9 protein-coding genes are annotated in these 15779 nt (G+C 72.3%); 8 read left to right on the forward strand and 1 reads right to left on the reverse strand.

The annotated features are described in order from the left end of the window. Nucleotides 1-161: 161 nt before the first annotated feature. From ACFO4E_RS16625 to ACFO4E_RS16635, 3 genes are all read left to right on the forward strand, one after another. Nucleotides 162-4037 carry a DNA-directed RNA polymerase subunit beta' gene (locus ACFO4E_RS16625; protein WP_378575878.1) on the forward strand — a complete coding sequence of 1292 codons (3876 nt, stop codon included), beginning with the start codon at nt 162-164 and terminating at the stop codon, nt 4035-4037. 156 nt (nt 4038-4193) lie between these two features. Further along, a complete protein-coding gene (locus ACFO4E_RS16630) occupies nt 4194-7976 on the forward strand; it encodes a hypothetical protein (protein ID WP_378575880.1) in 3783 nt (1260 codons plus the stop codon). A gap of 419 nt (nt 7977-8395) precedes the next feature. Further along, nucleotides 8396-10339 (forward strand): ABC transporter ATP-binding protein, encoded by a 1944-nt coding sequence (locus tag ACFO4E_RS16635; RefSeq protein ID WP_378575882.1) that lies wholly within the window; start codon nt 8396-8398, stop codon nt 10337-10339. 88 nt (nt 10340-10427) lie between these two features. Here ACFO4E_RS16635 and ACFO4E_RS16640 read toward each other — a convergent pair whose 3' ends face one another. Further along, on the reverse strand, nt 10428-11678 hold the full coding sequence (locus tag ACFO4E_RS16640) for a DUF418 domain-containing protein (protein ID WP_378575884.1): 1251 nt from the start codon (nt 11676-11678) through the stop codon (nt 10428-10430). A 114-nt stretch (nt 11679-11792) separates the two neighbouring features. Between ACFO4E_RS16640 and ACFO4E_RS16645 the strand changes: the two genes are divergently transcribed. From ACFO4E_RS16645 to rpsG, 5 genes are all read left to right on the forward strand, one after another. Further along, a complete protein-coding gene (locus ACFO4E_RS16645) occupies nt 11793-12581 on the forward strand; it encodes a TetR/AcrR family transcriptional regulator (RefSeq protein ID WP_378575886.1) in 789 nt (262 codons plus the stop codon). A gap of 214 nt (nt 12582-12795) precedes the next feature. After that, nucleotides 12796-13956, forward strand: a complete 1161-nt coding sequence (locus tag ACFO4E_RS16650) for a Flp family type IVb pilin (protein ID WP_378575888.1) — start codon at nt 12796-12798, stop codon at nt 13954-13956. After that, nucleotides 13937-14497 (forward strand): hypothetical protein, encoded by a 561-nt coding sequence (locus ACFO4E_RS16655; protein WP_378575890.1) that lies wholly within the window; start codon nt 13937-13939, stop codon nt 14495-14497. The genes ACFO4E_RS16650 and ACFO4E_RS16655 overlap by 20 nt, the downstream gene beginning before the upstream one ends. 433 nt (nt 14498-14930) lie before the next feature. Next, entirely contained in the window at nt 14931-15302 is a 372-nt protein-coding gene (gene rpsL / locus ACFO4E_RS16660; RefSeq protein WP_067964557.1) for a 30S ribosomal protein S12, read from the forward strand. A 2-nt stretch (nt 15303-15304) separates the two neighbouring features. Beyond that, nucleotides 15305-15775: a 30S ribosomal protein S7 gene (gene rpsG, locus ACFO4E_RS16665; protein WP_378575892.1), complete on the forward strand. Its 471-nt coding sequence runs from the start codon at nt 15305-15307 to the stop codon at nt 15773-15775. Nucleotides 15776-15779 lie beyond the last annotated feature (4 nt).

The following is a 15779-nucleotide window of genomic DNA, read 5'->3' on the forward strand; positions in this document are numbered from 1 at the left end:
GAGGTGCTGTCCAGCGACGGTATGTCCATCGAGATGCGGGACACGGACGAGGATGTCTTCCGTGCGGCGGAAGAACTGGGAATCGACCTGGGTCGGCGCGAGCCGAGCAGTGTCGAAGAGGTCTGACTTTCCGCGATCTTCAAGAGCAGGGGACGAAATAAGTGCTCGACGTCAACTTCTTTGACGAGCTGCGAATTGGCCTCGCGACCGCCGACGACATCCGCCAGTGGTCGCACGGCGAGGTCAAGAAGCCGGAAACCATCAACTACCGAACCCTGAAGCCGGAGAAGGACGGGCTCTTCTGCGAGAAGATCTTCGGCCCCACCCGCGACTGGGAGTGCTACTGCGGTAAGTACAAGCGGGTCCGCTTCAAGGGCATCATCTGCGAGCGCTGCGGCGTCGAGGTCACCCGCGCCAAGGTGCGGCGCGAGCGCATGGGCCACATCGAGCTGGCCGCGCCCGTGACCCACATCTGGTACTTCAAGGGCGTGCCCAGCCGCCTGGGGTACCTGCTGGACCTCGCCCCGAAGGATCTGGAAAAGATCATCTACTTCGCGGCGTACATGGTCACCTGGGTCGACGCCGAAGCCCGCGAGCGCGACCTCCAGTCCCTGGAGGCGCACATCTCGGTCGAGCGGCAGCACCTGGAGCAGCGCCGCGACTCCACCGTCGAGGAGCGGCACAAGAAGCTCGAAGCCGACCTCGCCGAGCTGGAGGAGCAGGGCGCCAAGGGCGACGCCCGGCGCAAGGTCCGCGAGTCCGCCGAACGCGAGATGCGGCAGATCCGCGACCGCGTGCAGCGTGAGATCGACCGCCTCGAAGAGGTCTGGACCCGGTTCAAGAACCTCAAGGTCCAGGACCTCGAGGGCGACGAAATGCTCTACCGCGAGATGCGGGACCGCTTCGGGAAGTACTTCCGCGGCGGCATGGGCGCCCAGGCCATCCAGGAGCGGCTCGCCAACTTCGACCTCGACGCCGAGGCCGAGAAGCTGCGCGAGACCATCCGCAGCGGCAAGGGCCAGAAGAAGGCCCGCGCGCTCAAGCGGCTCAAGGTCGTCTCGGCGTTCCTGAACACCCGCAACAGCCCCATGGGCATGGTCCTCGACTGCATCCCGGTCATCCCGCCGGACCTGCGCCCCATGGTGCAGCTCGACGGCGGCCGGTTCGCCACGTCGGACCTCAACGACCTGTACCGGCGGGTCATCAACCGCAACAACCGGCTCAAGCGGCTGCTCGACCTCGGCGCGCCCGAGATCATCGTGAACAACGAGAAGCGGATGCTCCAGGAGGCCGTCGACGCGCTGTTCGACAACGGCCGCCGGGGCCGGCCCGTCACGGGCCCGGGCAACCGCCCGCTCAAGTCGCTGTCCGACATGCTCAAGGGCAAGCAGGGCCGGTTCCGGCAGAACCTGCTCGGCAAGCGCGTCGACTACTCCGGCCGTTCGGTCATCGTCGTCGGCCCGCAGCTGAAGCTGCACCAGTGCGGCCTGCCCAAGCAGATGGCGCTGGAGCTGTTCAAGCCGTTCGTGATGAAGCGGCTGGTCGACCTCAACCACGCGCAGAACATCAAGAGCGCCAAGCGGATGGTCGAGCGCTCCCGCCCCGTGGTGTGGGACGTCCTCGAAGAGGTCATCACCGAGCACCCGGTGCTGCTCAACCGTGCGCCGACCCTGCACCGCCTGGGCATCCAGGCGTTCGAGCCGCAGCTGGTCGAGGGCAAGGCCATCCAGATCCACCCGCTCGTGTGCACCGCGTTCAACGCGGACTTCGACGGTGACCAGATGGCCGTGCACCTGCCGCTGTCCGCCGAGGCCCAGGCCGAGGCGCGGCTGCTGATGCTGGCCACGAACAACATCCTCAAGCCGTCCGACGGCAAGCCGGTCACCATGCCCACCCAGGACATGATCATCGGGCTCTACTACCTGACCACCCTCAAGGAGGGTGCCAAGGGCGAGGGCCGGGCGTTCCGCACGCCCGCTGAGGCGATCATGGCCTACGACCTCGGCGACCTCGACCTCCAGGCGAAGATCCGGCTCCGGGTCGAGGGCGACGCCCCGCCGCCGCGCGACTGGGTGCGCCCGGAGAACGTGGAGGCCGGGGAGTCCTACGTCCTGGAGACCACGCTCGGCCGCTACCTCTTCAACGAGACCACGCCGACCGACTACCCGTTCGTCAACTACCAGGTGGGCAAGAAGCAGGTGTCCGCCCTGGTCAACGAGCTGGCCGAGAACTACCCCAAGGTCCACGTCGCGACCACCCTGGACGCGCTCAAGGACGCCGGGTACCACTGGGCCACCCGCTCGGGGCTGACGATCGGCATCGACGACGTGCTGGCGCCGCCGCGCAAGCAGGAGATCCTCGAGGGCTACGAGCGCCAGGCCGACAAGATCCAGCGCGAGTACGACCGCGGTCTGATCACCGACGACGAGCGCCGGCAGGAGCTCACGGAGATCTGGACCAAGGCCACCAACGAGGTCGCCAAGGAGATGGAGGACAACTTCCCCGCCGAGAACCCGGTGTGGATGATGGTCCAGTCCGGAGCCCGAGGCAACCCGATGCAGGTCCGCCAGATCGCCGGTATCCGCGGCCTGGTCTCCAACACCAAGGGCGAGACCATCCCGCGGCCGATCAAGTCCTCCTACCGCGAGGGCCTGTCCGTGCTGGAGTACTTCATCTCCACGCACGGCCAGCGCAAGGGCCTGGCCGACACCGCGCTGCGCACCGCCGACTCCGGGTACCTCACCCGGCGCCTGGTGGACGTCGCGCAGGACGTCATCGTCCGCGAGATCGACTGCGGCACGGACCGGTCGCTGTGGCACGAGATCGGCGAGAAGAACGCCGCCGGCGTGGTCGTGCGCAAGCACAACGTCGAGAACACCGGCTTCGGCCGGACCATCGCCGAGGACGTCGTCGTCGACGGCCAGGTGCTGACCCCGGCGCTGACCGACACCTCCGAGCAGATGATCGACAAGCTGGTCGGCGCGGGTGTCGAGCGGGTGCGCGTGCGCAGCTCGCTCACCTGCGAGGCCAAGATCGGCGTCTGCACCACCTGCTACGGCCGCTCCATGGCCACCGGCAAGCCGGTGGACGTCGGCGAGGCCATCGGCATCATCGCGGCGCAGTCGATCGGTGAGCCGGGCACCCAGCTGACCATGCGGACCTTCCACATGGGCGGCTCGGCCGGCCAGGACATCACCCACGGCCTGCCGCGTGTCACCGAGCTGTTCGAGGCCCGCATCCCCAAGGGTGTGGCCCCGATCAGCGAGCTCGACGGCCGGATCCGGATCGACGACACCGAGAAGAGCCGCAAGATCGTGCTCATCCCGGACGACGGTTCCGAGGAGATCGCCTACCCGGTGCCCATGCGCGCGCAGCTCCTCGTGGGCGAGGGCGAGCACGTCTCCGTCGGCCAGCAGCTCATCCAGGGCGCGATCAACCCGCACGAGGTGCTCCGCATCCAGGGCCCGCGCGCGGTGCAGCAGCACCTGGTGTCGGAGGTGCAGGAGGTCTACAAGTCGCAGGGTGTCTCGATCCACGACAAGCACATCGAGATCATCGTGCGGCAGATGCTCAAGCGGGTGAACATCCTGGAGTCCGGCGACACCGAGCTGCTGCCGGGCGAGATGGTCGAGCGCCCGAAGTTCGAGGCGATCAACCGCCGCGTCGTGGCCGAAGGCGGCCAGCCGGCCGCCGGCCGCCCGGTGCTCCTGGGCATCACCAAGGCGTCGCTGGCCACCGAGTCGTGGCTGTCGGCGGCCTCCTTCCAGGAGACCACCCGGGTCCTCACCGAGAACGCGATTCACGGTAAGAGCGACCCGCTGGTCGGCCTCAAGGAGAACGTCATCATCGGTAAGCTCATCCCGGCCGGTACCGGCTTGCCGCAGTACCGCAACATCCGGGTGGAGCCGACCGAGGAGGCGAAGGCGTCGATGTACTCCGTTTCGGGCTACGAGGAGCCGAGCGAGTACACCTTCGGTCAGGGATCCGGCGAGGCCGTCCCGCTGGAGGAGTACGACTTCGGCCCGTATAACCGGTGACACAGATATCACCGGTGGGATCGGAGCGTTGACCTGACGACGGCGGTAGTTCCACCCCAAGTGGGGTGGAACTACCGCCGTTCGTCGTTGACGGTCGGCATACTCGTAGACGGATGGGGACTTGAGCGCTCACGCGCGGTCGGGAGAACGAGAACAGTGACGGACAACGGGGGAGCGCGGTTCGGGTCGTCCGGTGACGAGAACGAGCCCCGGCAGCAGCAACAGGGCTCGTGGTTCACTCCGGCCGGAGACCGCTCCCACACGGAACCGGACGGCCGGGACGGCCAGGACGGGCGGCAGGAGCAGGGCGCACCGGGCGGCGACGCCGCAGGGCGCCCCGCGGGCAGTCCCTTCGGCGGATTCCCCGCCACGGGCGGGTTCCCGGGGCTGAGCGGTGAGCGGCCGGGTATGGCCGAGCCCTACCCTGCGGCGCTGAGCGGTCTCGGGACACCCGCAACGGGGACTACCGACGCGCTTCCGCTGGGCGGCATCGGGTCGCAGACTCCCGAGCAGCAGCCCCAGGCGGGACGCCCCTACGTCCCCGCGGACACCGGGGCGCCGGGTGCGCCCGGCGGCGACCCGGGCGCTCCCGGCCGCGACCTGGGGGCGGTCCCTCCGGGGTCGCCGACGACCGAACCGTTCGCCGCGGGGCCGTCGTACCCCGACCCGCTCGCGGGCCCCGCCCGCGGAGACGGCGCGTCCGACCGCCCCGGCGCCGGGTCCGCATGGCCGGAGACCGGCCGGTCCGGGGCTCCGGAGCCGGGCGACCCCGCAGCGGGCGTGTACCGGATGCCCACGGGCGGCTGGCCGGCGTCCAGCCTCGGCGGAGGCGGCGCCGAACCGCCCGCCGGCGGCACCGGCGGCTACCCCGGTTTCGGTACCAGCGCGCGGCGCGGTGACCTTCCGGGCGGCCCCGGCGATCCCGAGCGCCCCGGCCGCGACGACCCGGCGGGCACGGGGAGCGGTACCCACGACCGGCACCCCGGTGCCGGGGCCGGCTGGTCCGACTCGCCCTCCCCCGGATACGGGCACGACCCGTTGGCCCCCCCGTCGGCGTCCCCCGGAGCCGGCGCCTCCTATGACATCTCCTCGGGCGGTTACGACGCGCCCGAGACCGCGCCTTTCCGGTCCACGGCCGACGCCGACCCCCTCGCCGCACCGAGAGCGGGAGGCCCCGCCGACCGCGCCGGCGGCGGGCGCCACGAGGCGCAGGGACCCTACGGCGACGACCTCTACCGCGGCACCCCCGCCGCGGGCTCCGGCGGCTACTCCGATCCCCTTGGACCGGGCGATCAGGGCGCGCGGGCGGGCGATTCCCACCGCGCGCACTCGGACCCCGGCACAGCGGGTTCGGGCGGTCCGGGCGGCTACTCCGATCCCCCCGGCGCCGGCGGTCCCGGGGCGTGGTTGGGCGATTCCTACCGCGGCGCGTCCGACCCCGGTCAGACCGGCTCGGGCGGCGGCCATTCGGACGTCTCCGGATCGGGTGATCCGGGGGCGTGGGGCGGTGACGCGTACCGCGGGCCGTCGGACATCGGTTCGGCCGGCCCGGGTGGTACCGGCGGTTACCCGGACACCCCCGGTTCCGGCCTCCTCGGCGCGGGCGGCCCGTCGGGCACCCCCGCGTGGGACGCGCCCACGGCGCACACCCCCTCGGGCACGGGCTACAGCGGTGAGCCCTACGGTTCCACCCAGCGCCCGGTTTCCGCCGGCTCCGACTCCCTCTCCGACCCTCTCGCCGACCCCCTCGCGCCGGGCGCGCCGCGTGCTGGGCGCGACACCCCCGCTGCGCCGGGGCAGGGCCCGGCGGACGGGGCCCGACGCGACCCCGCCACCGAGCCCTGGGCGAGCTCGCCCTCCCAAGACGGCGCCGGCGCCGGTCGCGGCGACGGGCCGTCGTCCGGCGGTCACCCGGACAGCGGCGCGGACCGCGGCTCCTACCCGGGGCCGGCCCAGGCGCGCTCCTACGACGCCCCCGGCGGCGACCCGCTGAGCGACCCCTTGGGGGCTCCGCGGGAACGGCCGCTCGGCGACCCCTCCGGCGGCCCGCTCGGCCAGTCCGTGCCGCAGTGGGGCGACGGCCCGGGTACCTCCGCCGGTCCCGCCTCCACGGGCGGTGACAGTTGGGGAGCCTCGTCGCGTTACGACGGCTCCGACCGCTATGGCGACGAGCTCTCGGCGGGCCCACGGTTCTCCCCGGGGGGATTCGAGGAGCGCGGCCCGGGCAGCGAGCCGCTGGCCGACGCGCTCGAGTCGTCCTTCCGCGGCGCGGGGACGGAACCGAAGGCCCCGGCCGACCGGTGGAGCGGATCCAGGGGCGCCGGCGACGACCCGGCCGCCGCCTACTCCGGGTCCGGCCTGGACGGCCCGGCCCCCGCGCCCGACGGCCTCCGGTCCGACGACCCCGAGTCCCCGGCCGGGCCGCGCACCCCGGCGCGTCCCGCCAGTGAGCAGACGGGCGACCTGGGCACCGGCAGCGGCAACACGTGGGCGTTCAGCCGCGACGACCCCCGGCTGCCCGCGAGTGTCCGCGAGGCGGCCATCAACGCTCAGCAGAAGCGGCGCGACGGCTCCCCCGAGCACACCACGCACGACTTCGGGGCGGCGTTCGAGGCACCGAAGCCCCCGGGTTCCGGCCGCGGGCCGGGCGAGGGCGACCCGCTCGGAGCGGACCCGCTCGGAGGGGACACGGCGTCGAAGCCGTGGGACCGCGTCGGCGACGGCCTCGGCGCGGCTCCCGGCCAGGCGGACTTCGGCCGCCCGGGATGGGACACCACGGGGGGGCCGGACTACGGCCAGGCCACCCAGGCCATCCCCGCGGTCTCCGATGAGCTGGGCCCCGACCACCGGGCCGGCCGCGACGACGCACCCTACGGGGGGTACCGTTCGGGCGCCGCAACGGGCACCGGGCAGGAGCCCGCACCGTGGGGAGCCCCCCGGGAACCGGACCACCTCGACCCGGTGCACGGGACCCAGGCCATCCCCGCGATCCCCGACGAACTGGGGGGCGGGTACCGTACCGGCGACCCCGGCGGCTACGGCTCCGGGTCCGAACCGGGCGGCTACGGCGGGGGAACCGACTTCGGCGACTCCGGGCGTTCCGCGGAGTACGGCCAGAGCCCCTACGGCAGCCCGCTCGCCGACGACGGCCGAGCCGGGTTCGCCGGCAGCGGCTACGACTCCGGCGTGCAGCCCGCGTACACCGGCGGCCCCGGGGGCGGCTACGAACCGCAGAACGGCCCGGACGCCCCCGGGCGCGGCGGTTCCGACGACCGGTTCGGCCCGGGCTACGGCCAACCGGGCCCGGAGCAGGGCTACGGCCGCCGGGACGACGGCTATGGCGGCCCGGATGACGGCTATGGCCGTCCGGACGACGGGTACGGCCGCCCCGAGGACGGGTACGGACGTCCGGCGGACGGCTACGGCCGCCCCGAGGACGGGTACGACGCTCCCGCGGACGGGTACGACGCGCCTGGCAACGGGCACGGCGGCCCGGAGCAGGGCTACGGCGGACCGGGCCATGGCGGCGACCCGGGCTACGACGGCCCTTCGGGGCCGCAGGCCCCGGCCGGCCAGCGGAACCGCCGCGGCCGCGATGCCGTCTCCGACGAGTTCCCCGGGTTCGACGGCCCTCCGGGCGGCGACTCCGGCGGCGACTACCCGGGCTACGACAACGTCGACTACTGGGGCCCCGAGAACGCTCCGGGCGCCTCGGCGACGCTGTGGCTCGGCATCGCCGGGTTCGTCCCGCTGATCGGCCTGTTCACCGCCATCGCGGCGCTCGTCGTCGGCTCCGGCGCGCGACGCGCGATCCGCCGGTCCAACGGCGAACTGGAGGGCGGCAACCTCGTCACGATCGGCACGGTCCTGGCCTGCATCAGCCTCGGACTGACCGTGGTCGGCGCGATCGGCGGCGTCGTCTCCCTGTTCCTCCTCTAACGGACACCTCCCGAGGGACACCGTGTGCCCGGTACGGCTCCGGCCGTACCGGGCACACGCGTTCTGCGGCGGCTGTAGCCCTCGGGCCGGCGGACCCGCGGGGAGCCGCGCCGGGCGGGCGGCGGGTTCCTCGTTTGTGGCCTGTGATCGTGTGGTGCGGGTGGCCGGGGGAGGTGTGGCGCGGGGGTGCGGGGGCGGGGTGATGTGGTCCGGTACTTAACCGGGGGACTCGGAGTCGCCGGGAGCGGACCGTGGGGGGCATCGGGGGAGGGGCGGCGCGACCGGGGTGGGATTCGGGCGGATACGGTCGCGACCCAACCCCGCCACCCCCGGTGACGCCCTGTCATCGCACGCCTACACTCTCCATCGTCGTCCTCGAACGTGTGTTCCCCGTCCCCGGACATGCCACTGGAGTCCGTATGCGCCTGCGCCGCCGCACCGCCCGACCCGCACCGGAACAGCCCGAAGTCAAAGCGAGCCGCTACAACCCCTGGGTCCATGAACTGGAGGCCGCGTCCTTCTGGGTGGTCGCCACCCGCCTGCCCGCGATGATCGCCCTCGCTCTAGGGCGGGCCTGGCGCGCCAGCCGTATCGACACCCTCGCCACCGTCGGGCTGAACCTGGGGGCCGGGGTGGCGAGCGCCGCCGGCCTGCTGGCGGTGTCCGGTGTCCTGGAGGAGCTGTTCGCCGCGGGCCCCACCCCCGATCGCGTGCGCGACGCGCTGCCCGCTCTCCTGGTCGTCGCCGGCGCGGCCCTGGTCCGCGGCGCCCTCAGCGCGGCCGCCGGATGGGCCCAGGCCCGGCTGGAGCCGCAGGTGGAGCGGGCGGCCGAGCTGGAGCTGTTCGACCTCACATCGCGCATGCGCCTGGAAGCCTTTGACGACTCCGACCTCGCCGACGCGATGTACCGGGCCCGCGACCGCGGTGTCGGGGAGGTCGCGCGCACGGTGACGTGCGCCATCGACATCCTCAACGGGGTGATCAGCCTGCTGGCCGTCGCCGGGGTGCTGACCGTGCTGCACCCGCTGCTGCTGGGGCTGCTCGTGCTCACGGTCGTGCCCGACGGCTGGGCCGCGGCCCGCGCCGCCCGGCTGCGCTACACCCGGATCCGGGAACTCACCACCACCCGGCGCCGCCAGTACATCATCGGCGCCCTGCTGGCCGAACGCCAGTCGGCGGCCGAGCTGCGCTCCTACAACATGCGGACCTTCCTGCTGGCGGAATACACCACCATCGCCGACCACGTCCGCGCCGTGCTGCTGGCGGTCGCCCTGCGCCAGACCCGGGTACGCGTCGCCGGCGACGCAGCGGGCGGGATCGCCGCGGTCGCCACCTACTGCGCGCTCGGGGTGCTGCTGCTGTCGGGCAGCATGCCGCTGGCGGTGGCCGGGACCGCCGTCCTGGCGATCCGCCAGGGGCAGGGCTCGCTCGCCCAGCTGCTGTACTCGGTGAACTTCTGCTACGAGTCCGCGCTGTTCTTCAACGACTTCCTGGAGTTCTGCCACCAGGCCCGCACCCGCCTGCCCGCACCGTCGTCCGGCGTGGACCCCGGTGAGCTGCGCGAGCTCACCGCCCGCGGCGTGGTCTTCGCCTACCCCGGCGACGAGGAGCGGCCCGTGCTGCGCGGGGTGGACATCGTCCTCCGCAAGGGGGAGATCGTCGCGCTGGTCGGCGAGAACGGCTCCGGCAAGAGCACCCTCGCGCGGCTCCTGGCCGGCCTCTACCTCCCGCACCAGGGCACCATCGCCTGGAACGGGACCGACACCGCGGACCTCGACCCCGAGAAGCTGCGCGACCGGATCGGGCTGATCAGCCAGGACTACACCCAGTGGCCGCTGTCCGCGCGCCGCAACATCACCATGTCGGCCGACTCCGACGACGGCCGCCTGCTGCGCGCCATGCGGCTCAGCGGCGCCGACGCCGTGGTCGGCGAGCTGGAGGACGGCCTGGACACCCTCCTGGACAAGAGGTTCGTCGGCGGCGCCGACCTGTCGGGCGGCCAGAAGCAGCGCATCGCAGCGGCCCGCGGCCTCTACCGCCGCGCCGACCTCGTGATCGCCGACGAGCCGACGGCGGCGCTGGACGCCAAGGCCGAGAAGCGGCTGTTCGACACCCTGCACGCCGCCGCGCAGGACACCACCGTCCTGCTCATCACGCACCGCCTGGCCTCGGTCCGCATGGCCGACCGGATCTACGTTCTGGACCACGGGCGGGTGATCGAGCACGGCACCCACGACGAGCTGATGGCCATCGCCGACGGCCGCTACCGCGACCTGTTCAGCCTCCAGGCCGACGCCTACACCGGCATCGCCGGCAGGGCCGAGCCCCCCGACCCCGCCCTCCCCGGCGCCGCGGCGGGCTGACCGCGGGCCCGTGCGGGTACGGCCCCGGGCCGGCCGTGCGTGTTCCCGCCGCCCCCGTGACGCGGGAGCACGCACGCGCCCCGGCCGGTCAGCCCCGGCGGCCGTAGGCGAGCCGGCGCAGGAGCACCTCGGCGGGGCCGCGGAGGGACCGGCGGTGCATCAGGTAGGCGGCGACGACCGTGGCCAGCCAGACGCCGACCGCGCATCCGGCGGCGGTGAACGCGGTGCTGCCGGAGGACGACCCGCCCAGCGCGAGGGCGTACGGCGACACCAGCACGAGCCATGCCGCGGACTGCACCAGGTAGCCGCTCAGGGAGCGCTGCCCCAGTGCGGTCAGCGCGTCGACGACCACACCCGGCCGCCCGGCCGCGTGCCGCTTCGACAGCGCCAGGGCGATCAGCCCGAACAGCGCCACATAGCCGATCCCGCCGAACTGGCCGGACGCCTCGTACAGGAGCTTGATCGTGCCGGCCGCGGCCACGTCGGCGTGCAGCCATCCGGCGCTGAACAGGCCCATCGGCAGGCCGCCGGCGACTCCGATGCCGATGCCCGCGGTGGCGGTCCACAGCAGCAGCCGCCGGTGGGCGGCGGGGTCCTCCAGGATCCGGCGGCGGGCGGCCCACGCGCCCAGCCAGACGACGAGGATGACCCCCGAGATGTAGAGCGTGTGGGTCGGCCACTCACTGAGGCGGGCCGCGACGGAGGCGGCGTAGGTGGACGCCTCCATGGACGGCCAGCCGGTGGCGATCTCGCGGATGGGCATGACGGCCGGCACGTCGGAGGAGGCGGCGACGGTCCACCAGGCCCATGCGGTGAACGCCAGGACGTAGGCGGCCTGCAGGCCCCAGATCCACAGGATGATGCGGTGCACGCGCTCCCGGCGGCCGAGGAGCAGGAGCGCGAAGACGATCCCGACGATCCCATAAGCGCCGAGGATGTCACCGGAATTGAGCAGCAGCCCGTGGGCCAGACCGAAGACGAGCAGCCACGCGCTGCGCCGCAGCAGCGCCGCGCGGCCCGCGCCGGATCCGCCGGCCGCCGCGTCCCGCCTGCGGGCGAGCTGGACCAGCCCGTAGCCGAGCAGGAAGGCGAACATCGGGTAGCCGCGTGCGTGGACGAACACGAACATGAAGACGTTGAGGACGCGCTCAAGGCCCTGTGGCGCCGGCTCGATGCCGGGTGCGGCGAGGAAGAAGGCCCCGGCGCAGTTGGCCAGCGCGATGAGCAGCAGCACGGCGCCGCGGGCGAGGTCGGGCGCGAGTGCCCGCTGCGCCCGCGGCACGGGGCCCTCGGCCCCGGTTCCGGGGCGCGGGGCGTGGATGTGGTCGTCGACGGACACGGGTCCCCCTGTCGGTTGGTGGCATTAATTTATGAGCGAAACTAAGGTAACGCAAGCGGGGGAGGCCGACGTACGGCGAGAAGGGACCCGTGGCCGGCGCGGTAGCGTGTACGCATGGCCCACGAGGATGTGCCCGCCGAGCTGGGGCGGCTGTGGCGGCTGCCGGCGGCGGCCCCGGTCGGCCGCCCCGCGGAACTCGGCGTCGACCGCATCGTCGGCGCGGGCATCGCCGTGGCCGACCGCGAGGGCCTTGCGGGGGTGTCGCTCGCGAAGGTCGCCAAGGAGCTGGGCTACACCGCGATGTCGCTCTACCGCCACGTCGGGTCGAAGGACGAGCTGTTCGTCCTCATGGGAGACGCGGCGGAGGGCGCGCCGCCCGCGTTCGGCCCCGGACCCGTCGAATGGCGCGACGGTGCGCGGCGGTGGGCCGCCGTGCTGCGGGAGCGGTTCCTGCGCCATCCCTGGCTGGCCGACCTGCCGGTCCCCGGGCCGCCGAGCGGCCCCAACGCGGTCGCCTGGCTCGACGCCGGACTGCGCGTCCTGCGCGACACCGGGCTCGGCTGGGGCGACAAGGTGGGCATCGTGTCCGTGCTCTCCGGCTACGTGCGCACCATGAGCTCGATGGCCCGGCAGATGGAGGAGGGCCGGCGGGGGACCGGCCTCGACCAGGCGCAGGTCGAGCGGGACTACGGCAGGTCGCTCCTCGGACTCGTCGACCCGGACCGCTTCCCCGACGCCGCGGCCCTCTTCGCCTCGGGCGTCTTCGAGACCGCCCCGGAGGCGCCCCCCGAGCCGGCCGACGGGCCCGGCGACCACGACTTCGCCTTCGGCCTCGAACTCATCCTCGACGGCGTTGCCGCGGCGGTCCGGGCGTCGGTCCCGCCCGTTTCCCCGGCGCCCTGAATCGCGCCGCGCACCCATGGGGCGCGTGAGGTGGATTCCGCGATTCGTGGCCGAATCCGGCCGGTGGTACGCGGAACGGGTTCAGTGGCTGCGGGCGTCAAAGGACCGATGATGTATTCGACGAAATGTCATAGGCCATCGGCTCGCTGACCTCCCCGCCTGCCCGATCAATTCGATCCCGGACCGTCCCCCACCCAGGATTGCGAATTCCATCATGCGCAGAACATTCCGGGTACCCCTGCATTCCGAACACGGTGCGACCTATGTCGAATACGGGGCCGTGATCCTTTTGGTGGCCGCGATTCTCGCGGTGGTCGCCGGCCCTGTCTCCACCCGCGTCCGCGACTTCCTCGACGGCGCGCTCGACGGGGTGACGGCGTCCGGCGAGACGGGGGAGCCGCGTCCCGACCGCACCGGCCCTCCCGCACCGGCTCCGCAGCGGCCGGAGGGCGACGAGCCCCCGGCATCAGGGGACGAGCCCGCCCCCGGGATCGACCCCGATCATCCGGATATCGACCAGGGCAGCACCTGGCCCGCCGGCCATGCGTCCACGGCGGCCAACTACGACCCCGGCGGAGGCGGGCCGCCGGAGGAGGAGGGCCCGCTCTTCGTCGACCCCGGCCCGAGCCCGCAGTTCGACGCGTTCGAGATCTCGGAGGACGACTTCGAGAGCGAGGGGCAGGGGAAGGTGTCCCCCGGCTGCTGGCCGTGGAGCGACGACTGCTGCCCCGGGCGCACCTGCACCACACTGGGCGAGGTCCGCGATGTCATCCGAGCCGTCGAATTCGCCTGCTTCACCGGTTGGGACCGGCTGGCGTCACGGTGCCTGCCGGACGCGGCGGACTACTTCGATCACTTCCTCAATGGAAACGGCGAGCCGGTGGAGCTCGACATGGACCGGTTCATGGACGACCTGCCCGAATTCGAGGAGGCGGTGGGTGATCACCAGGATGAGCTGGTGGCCACCGCCATCGCGGAGGCAGAGGACCAAGGGGCCGACGGCCCGGTGACCTTCCCCATCAGCACCGAATGGCGGAACTACGGCTATCCGCCGGACGACATCAACGGAACCGATTTCGTCTATGCCGACACGAACTGGGCGAACGCGATCGGGAGCTTTCATTACAATCTCACCGGCGAGGTGACGGTGACCCCTCCCGCGGATCCCGGCGGGGAGTGGACCTACGAGATCAGCACGGACGTGAACCTGGAGAAGATGTACGACTGGGAACGCGACGAGGACTCCAACGCACTCAACGGCCTGCCGGGTGAGCTATGGGCCTTCAGCCAGAGCGACCTGGCCGAGCTCCACCAGTGGGGAATGGCCGAGGAGTTCTGGATCGAGGGGAGCCACAATGTCACGCGAACGGGGTGAGCGCGCGGTGCGGGTGCGCGACGCGGTCCTGGTCCTGGTGGCGGCCGGCGCCATGGTCTCGGGATGCTCCGGCCCGGACGACGGTCCCGCGCCGGAGCCCTCGGTGTCCGCCTCCCCGCCCCCTACGGGGATCCCGGAACTCCAGGCGGCGTTCGAGGAGCTGAGCGGCCTGGACGTCCCGTCCGACGCCGCGGACATGGAGGCCGAGGGCGAGGTCTCCGACGACGGCCGCCGCTACGCGTACCGGCTGCGGTTCGCGACCACGCGGGGCGGTGCCGAAGTGATCTGCACCGCCGACAACCTCACGGCCCTGCGCGCCGACGGCCCGCCGAGCGCGGAGCGCCGCGAGCTGTACGGGCCGCGCGAGGACGACGACGAGATCGCGTCCGTGGTCGAATGTCGGGGGGATCACCCGACGGATCCCGTGATGCGCGGAGTCCTGGTGGTGTTCACCGAGGACGGGACGCGCAACGACGACGGCACCCCCGACGGCGGCGACGAAGCCGTCGTCTACGCCTACGCCAACCAGACCCCGGGATAGCGCGCCGCCGCGGCTCCTCAGCTTCGCGATCCCCTGATATTCGTTTGGGCACCCCTTGGGACGGCGTACACTGTGTAGTGGCCTTCGATAGATCGAGGATGCGAAGCGCGGGTACCACGGGCGGCCGCTGTCGTTTTGACCGGCTCTCGCCGGTTCGGTACTCTTCAACTTCGTGCCCGTGAGTCGACGGGTCATACGCGCGCGCTGTTAGGTCGGACCCGTACGCCGGGCGGCGAGTGAGAGCGGCGCGTAACACCTCCTCCCATGAAGTTTCGACCGCCAGGTCGGGCTCAATCGGTTCCGCCATGCTTCAGGCAGAGCGCGACACGCCCGGATACGGGGGTCGGCGGGAACCAGAGGAATAGCAGGTCAGCAGCGACATCGGCTAACGGCTAACAGAACCGGCGTAGGTCACGAGAAAGACGGAGACGCGGTGCCCACCATCCAGCAGCTGGTCCGTAAGGGCCGACAGGACAAGGTCTCGAAGAACAAGACCCCGGCGCTGAAGGGGAGTCCGCAGCGTCGTGGTGTGTGCACGCGTGTCTACACCACTACGCCCAAGAAGCCGAACTCCGCTCTGCGCAAGGTCGCCCGTGTGAAGCTCAGCAGCGGGATCGAGGTCACGGCCTACATCCCCGGTATCGGGCACAACCTCCAGGAGCACTCCATCGTGCTCGTGCGCGGCGGCCGTGTGAAGGACCTGCCCGGTGTCCGTTACCGGATCGTCCGTGGCTCGCTCGACACCCAGGGCGTCCGCAACCGCAAGCAGGCGCGCAGCCGTTACGGCGCGAAGAAGGAGAAGTAAGCATGCCGCGCAAGGGCCCGGCGCCGAAGCGCCAGCTGATCACCGACCCGGTCTACGGATCGCCGCTGGTCACCTCTCTGATCAACAAGGTGCTGCTCGACGGCAAGCGCTCCATCGCCCAGGGGATCGTCTACGACGCCCTCGAGGGCGCCCGTGAGAAGACCGGGCAGGACCCGCTCGTCGTGCTGAAGCGCGCGCTGGACAACGTGAAGCCCGCCCTTGAGGTGCGCAGCCGCCGTGTCGGTGGCGCGACCTACCAGGTGCCGGTCGAGGTCCGTTCGTCCCGCAGCACCACCCTGGCCCTTCGCTGGCTGGTCAGCTACTCCCGCCAGCGTCGTGAGAAGACGATGACCGAGCGCCTGATGAACGAGCTGGTCGACGCCAGCAACGGTCTCGGCGCCAGCGTCAAGCGCCGCGAGGACACGCACAAGATGGCGGAGTCCAACAAGGCCTTCGCCCACTACCGCTGGTAACCCC

Origin of the sequence: Nocardiopsis mangrovi (assembly GCF_042653925.1) — a bacterium.
GTDB classification, from domain to species: Bacteria; Actinomycetota; Actinomycetes; order Streptosporangiales; family Streptosporangiaceae; genus Nocardiopsis_B; species Nocardiopsis_B mangrovi.

Coding starts and splice junctions, on each gene's coding strand:
- rpsG (WP_378575892.1), top strand. CDS start 15,305: ATGCCGCGCAAGGGCCCGGCGCCGAAGCGCCAGCTGATCACCGACCCG.
- ACFO4E_RS16655 (WP_378575890.1), top strand. CDS start 13,937: ATGTCACGCGAACGGGGTGAGCGCGCGGTGCGGGTGCGCGACGCGGTC.
- ACFO4E_RS16650 (WP_378575888.1), top strand. CDS start 12,796: ATGCGCAGAACATTCCGGGTACCCCTGCATTCCGAACACGGTGCGACC.
- ACFO4E_RS16645 (WP_378575886.1), top strand. CDS start 11,793: ATGGCCCACGAGGATGTGCCCGCCGAGCTGGGGCGGCTGTGGCGGCTG.
- ACFO4E_RS16635 (WP_378575882.1), top strand. CDS start 8,396: ATGCGCCTGCGCCGCCGCACCGCCCGACCCGCACCGGAACAGCCCGAA.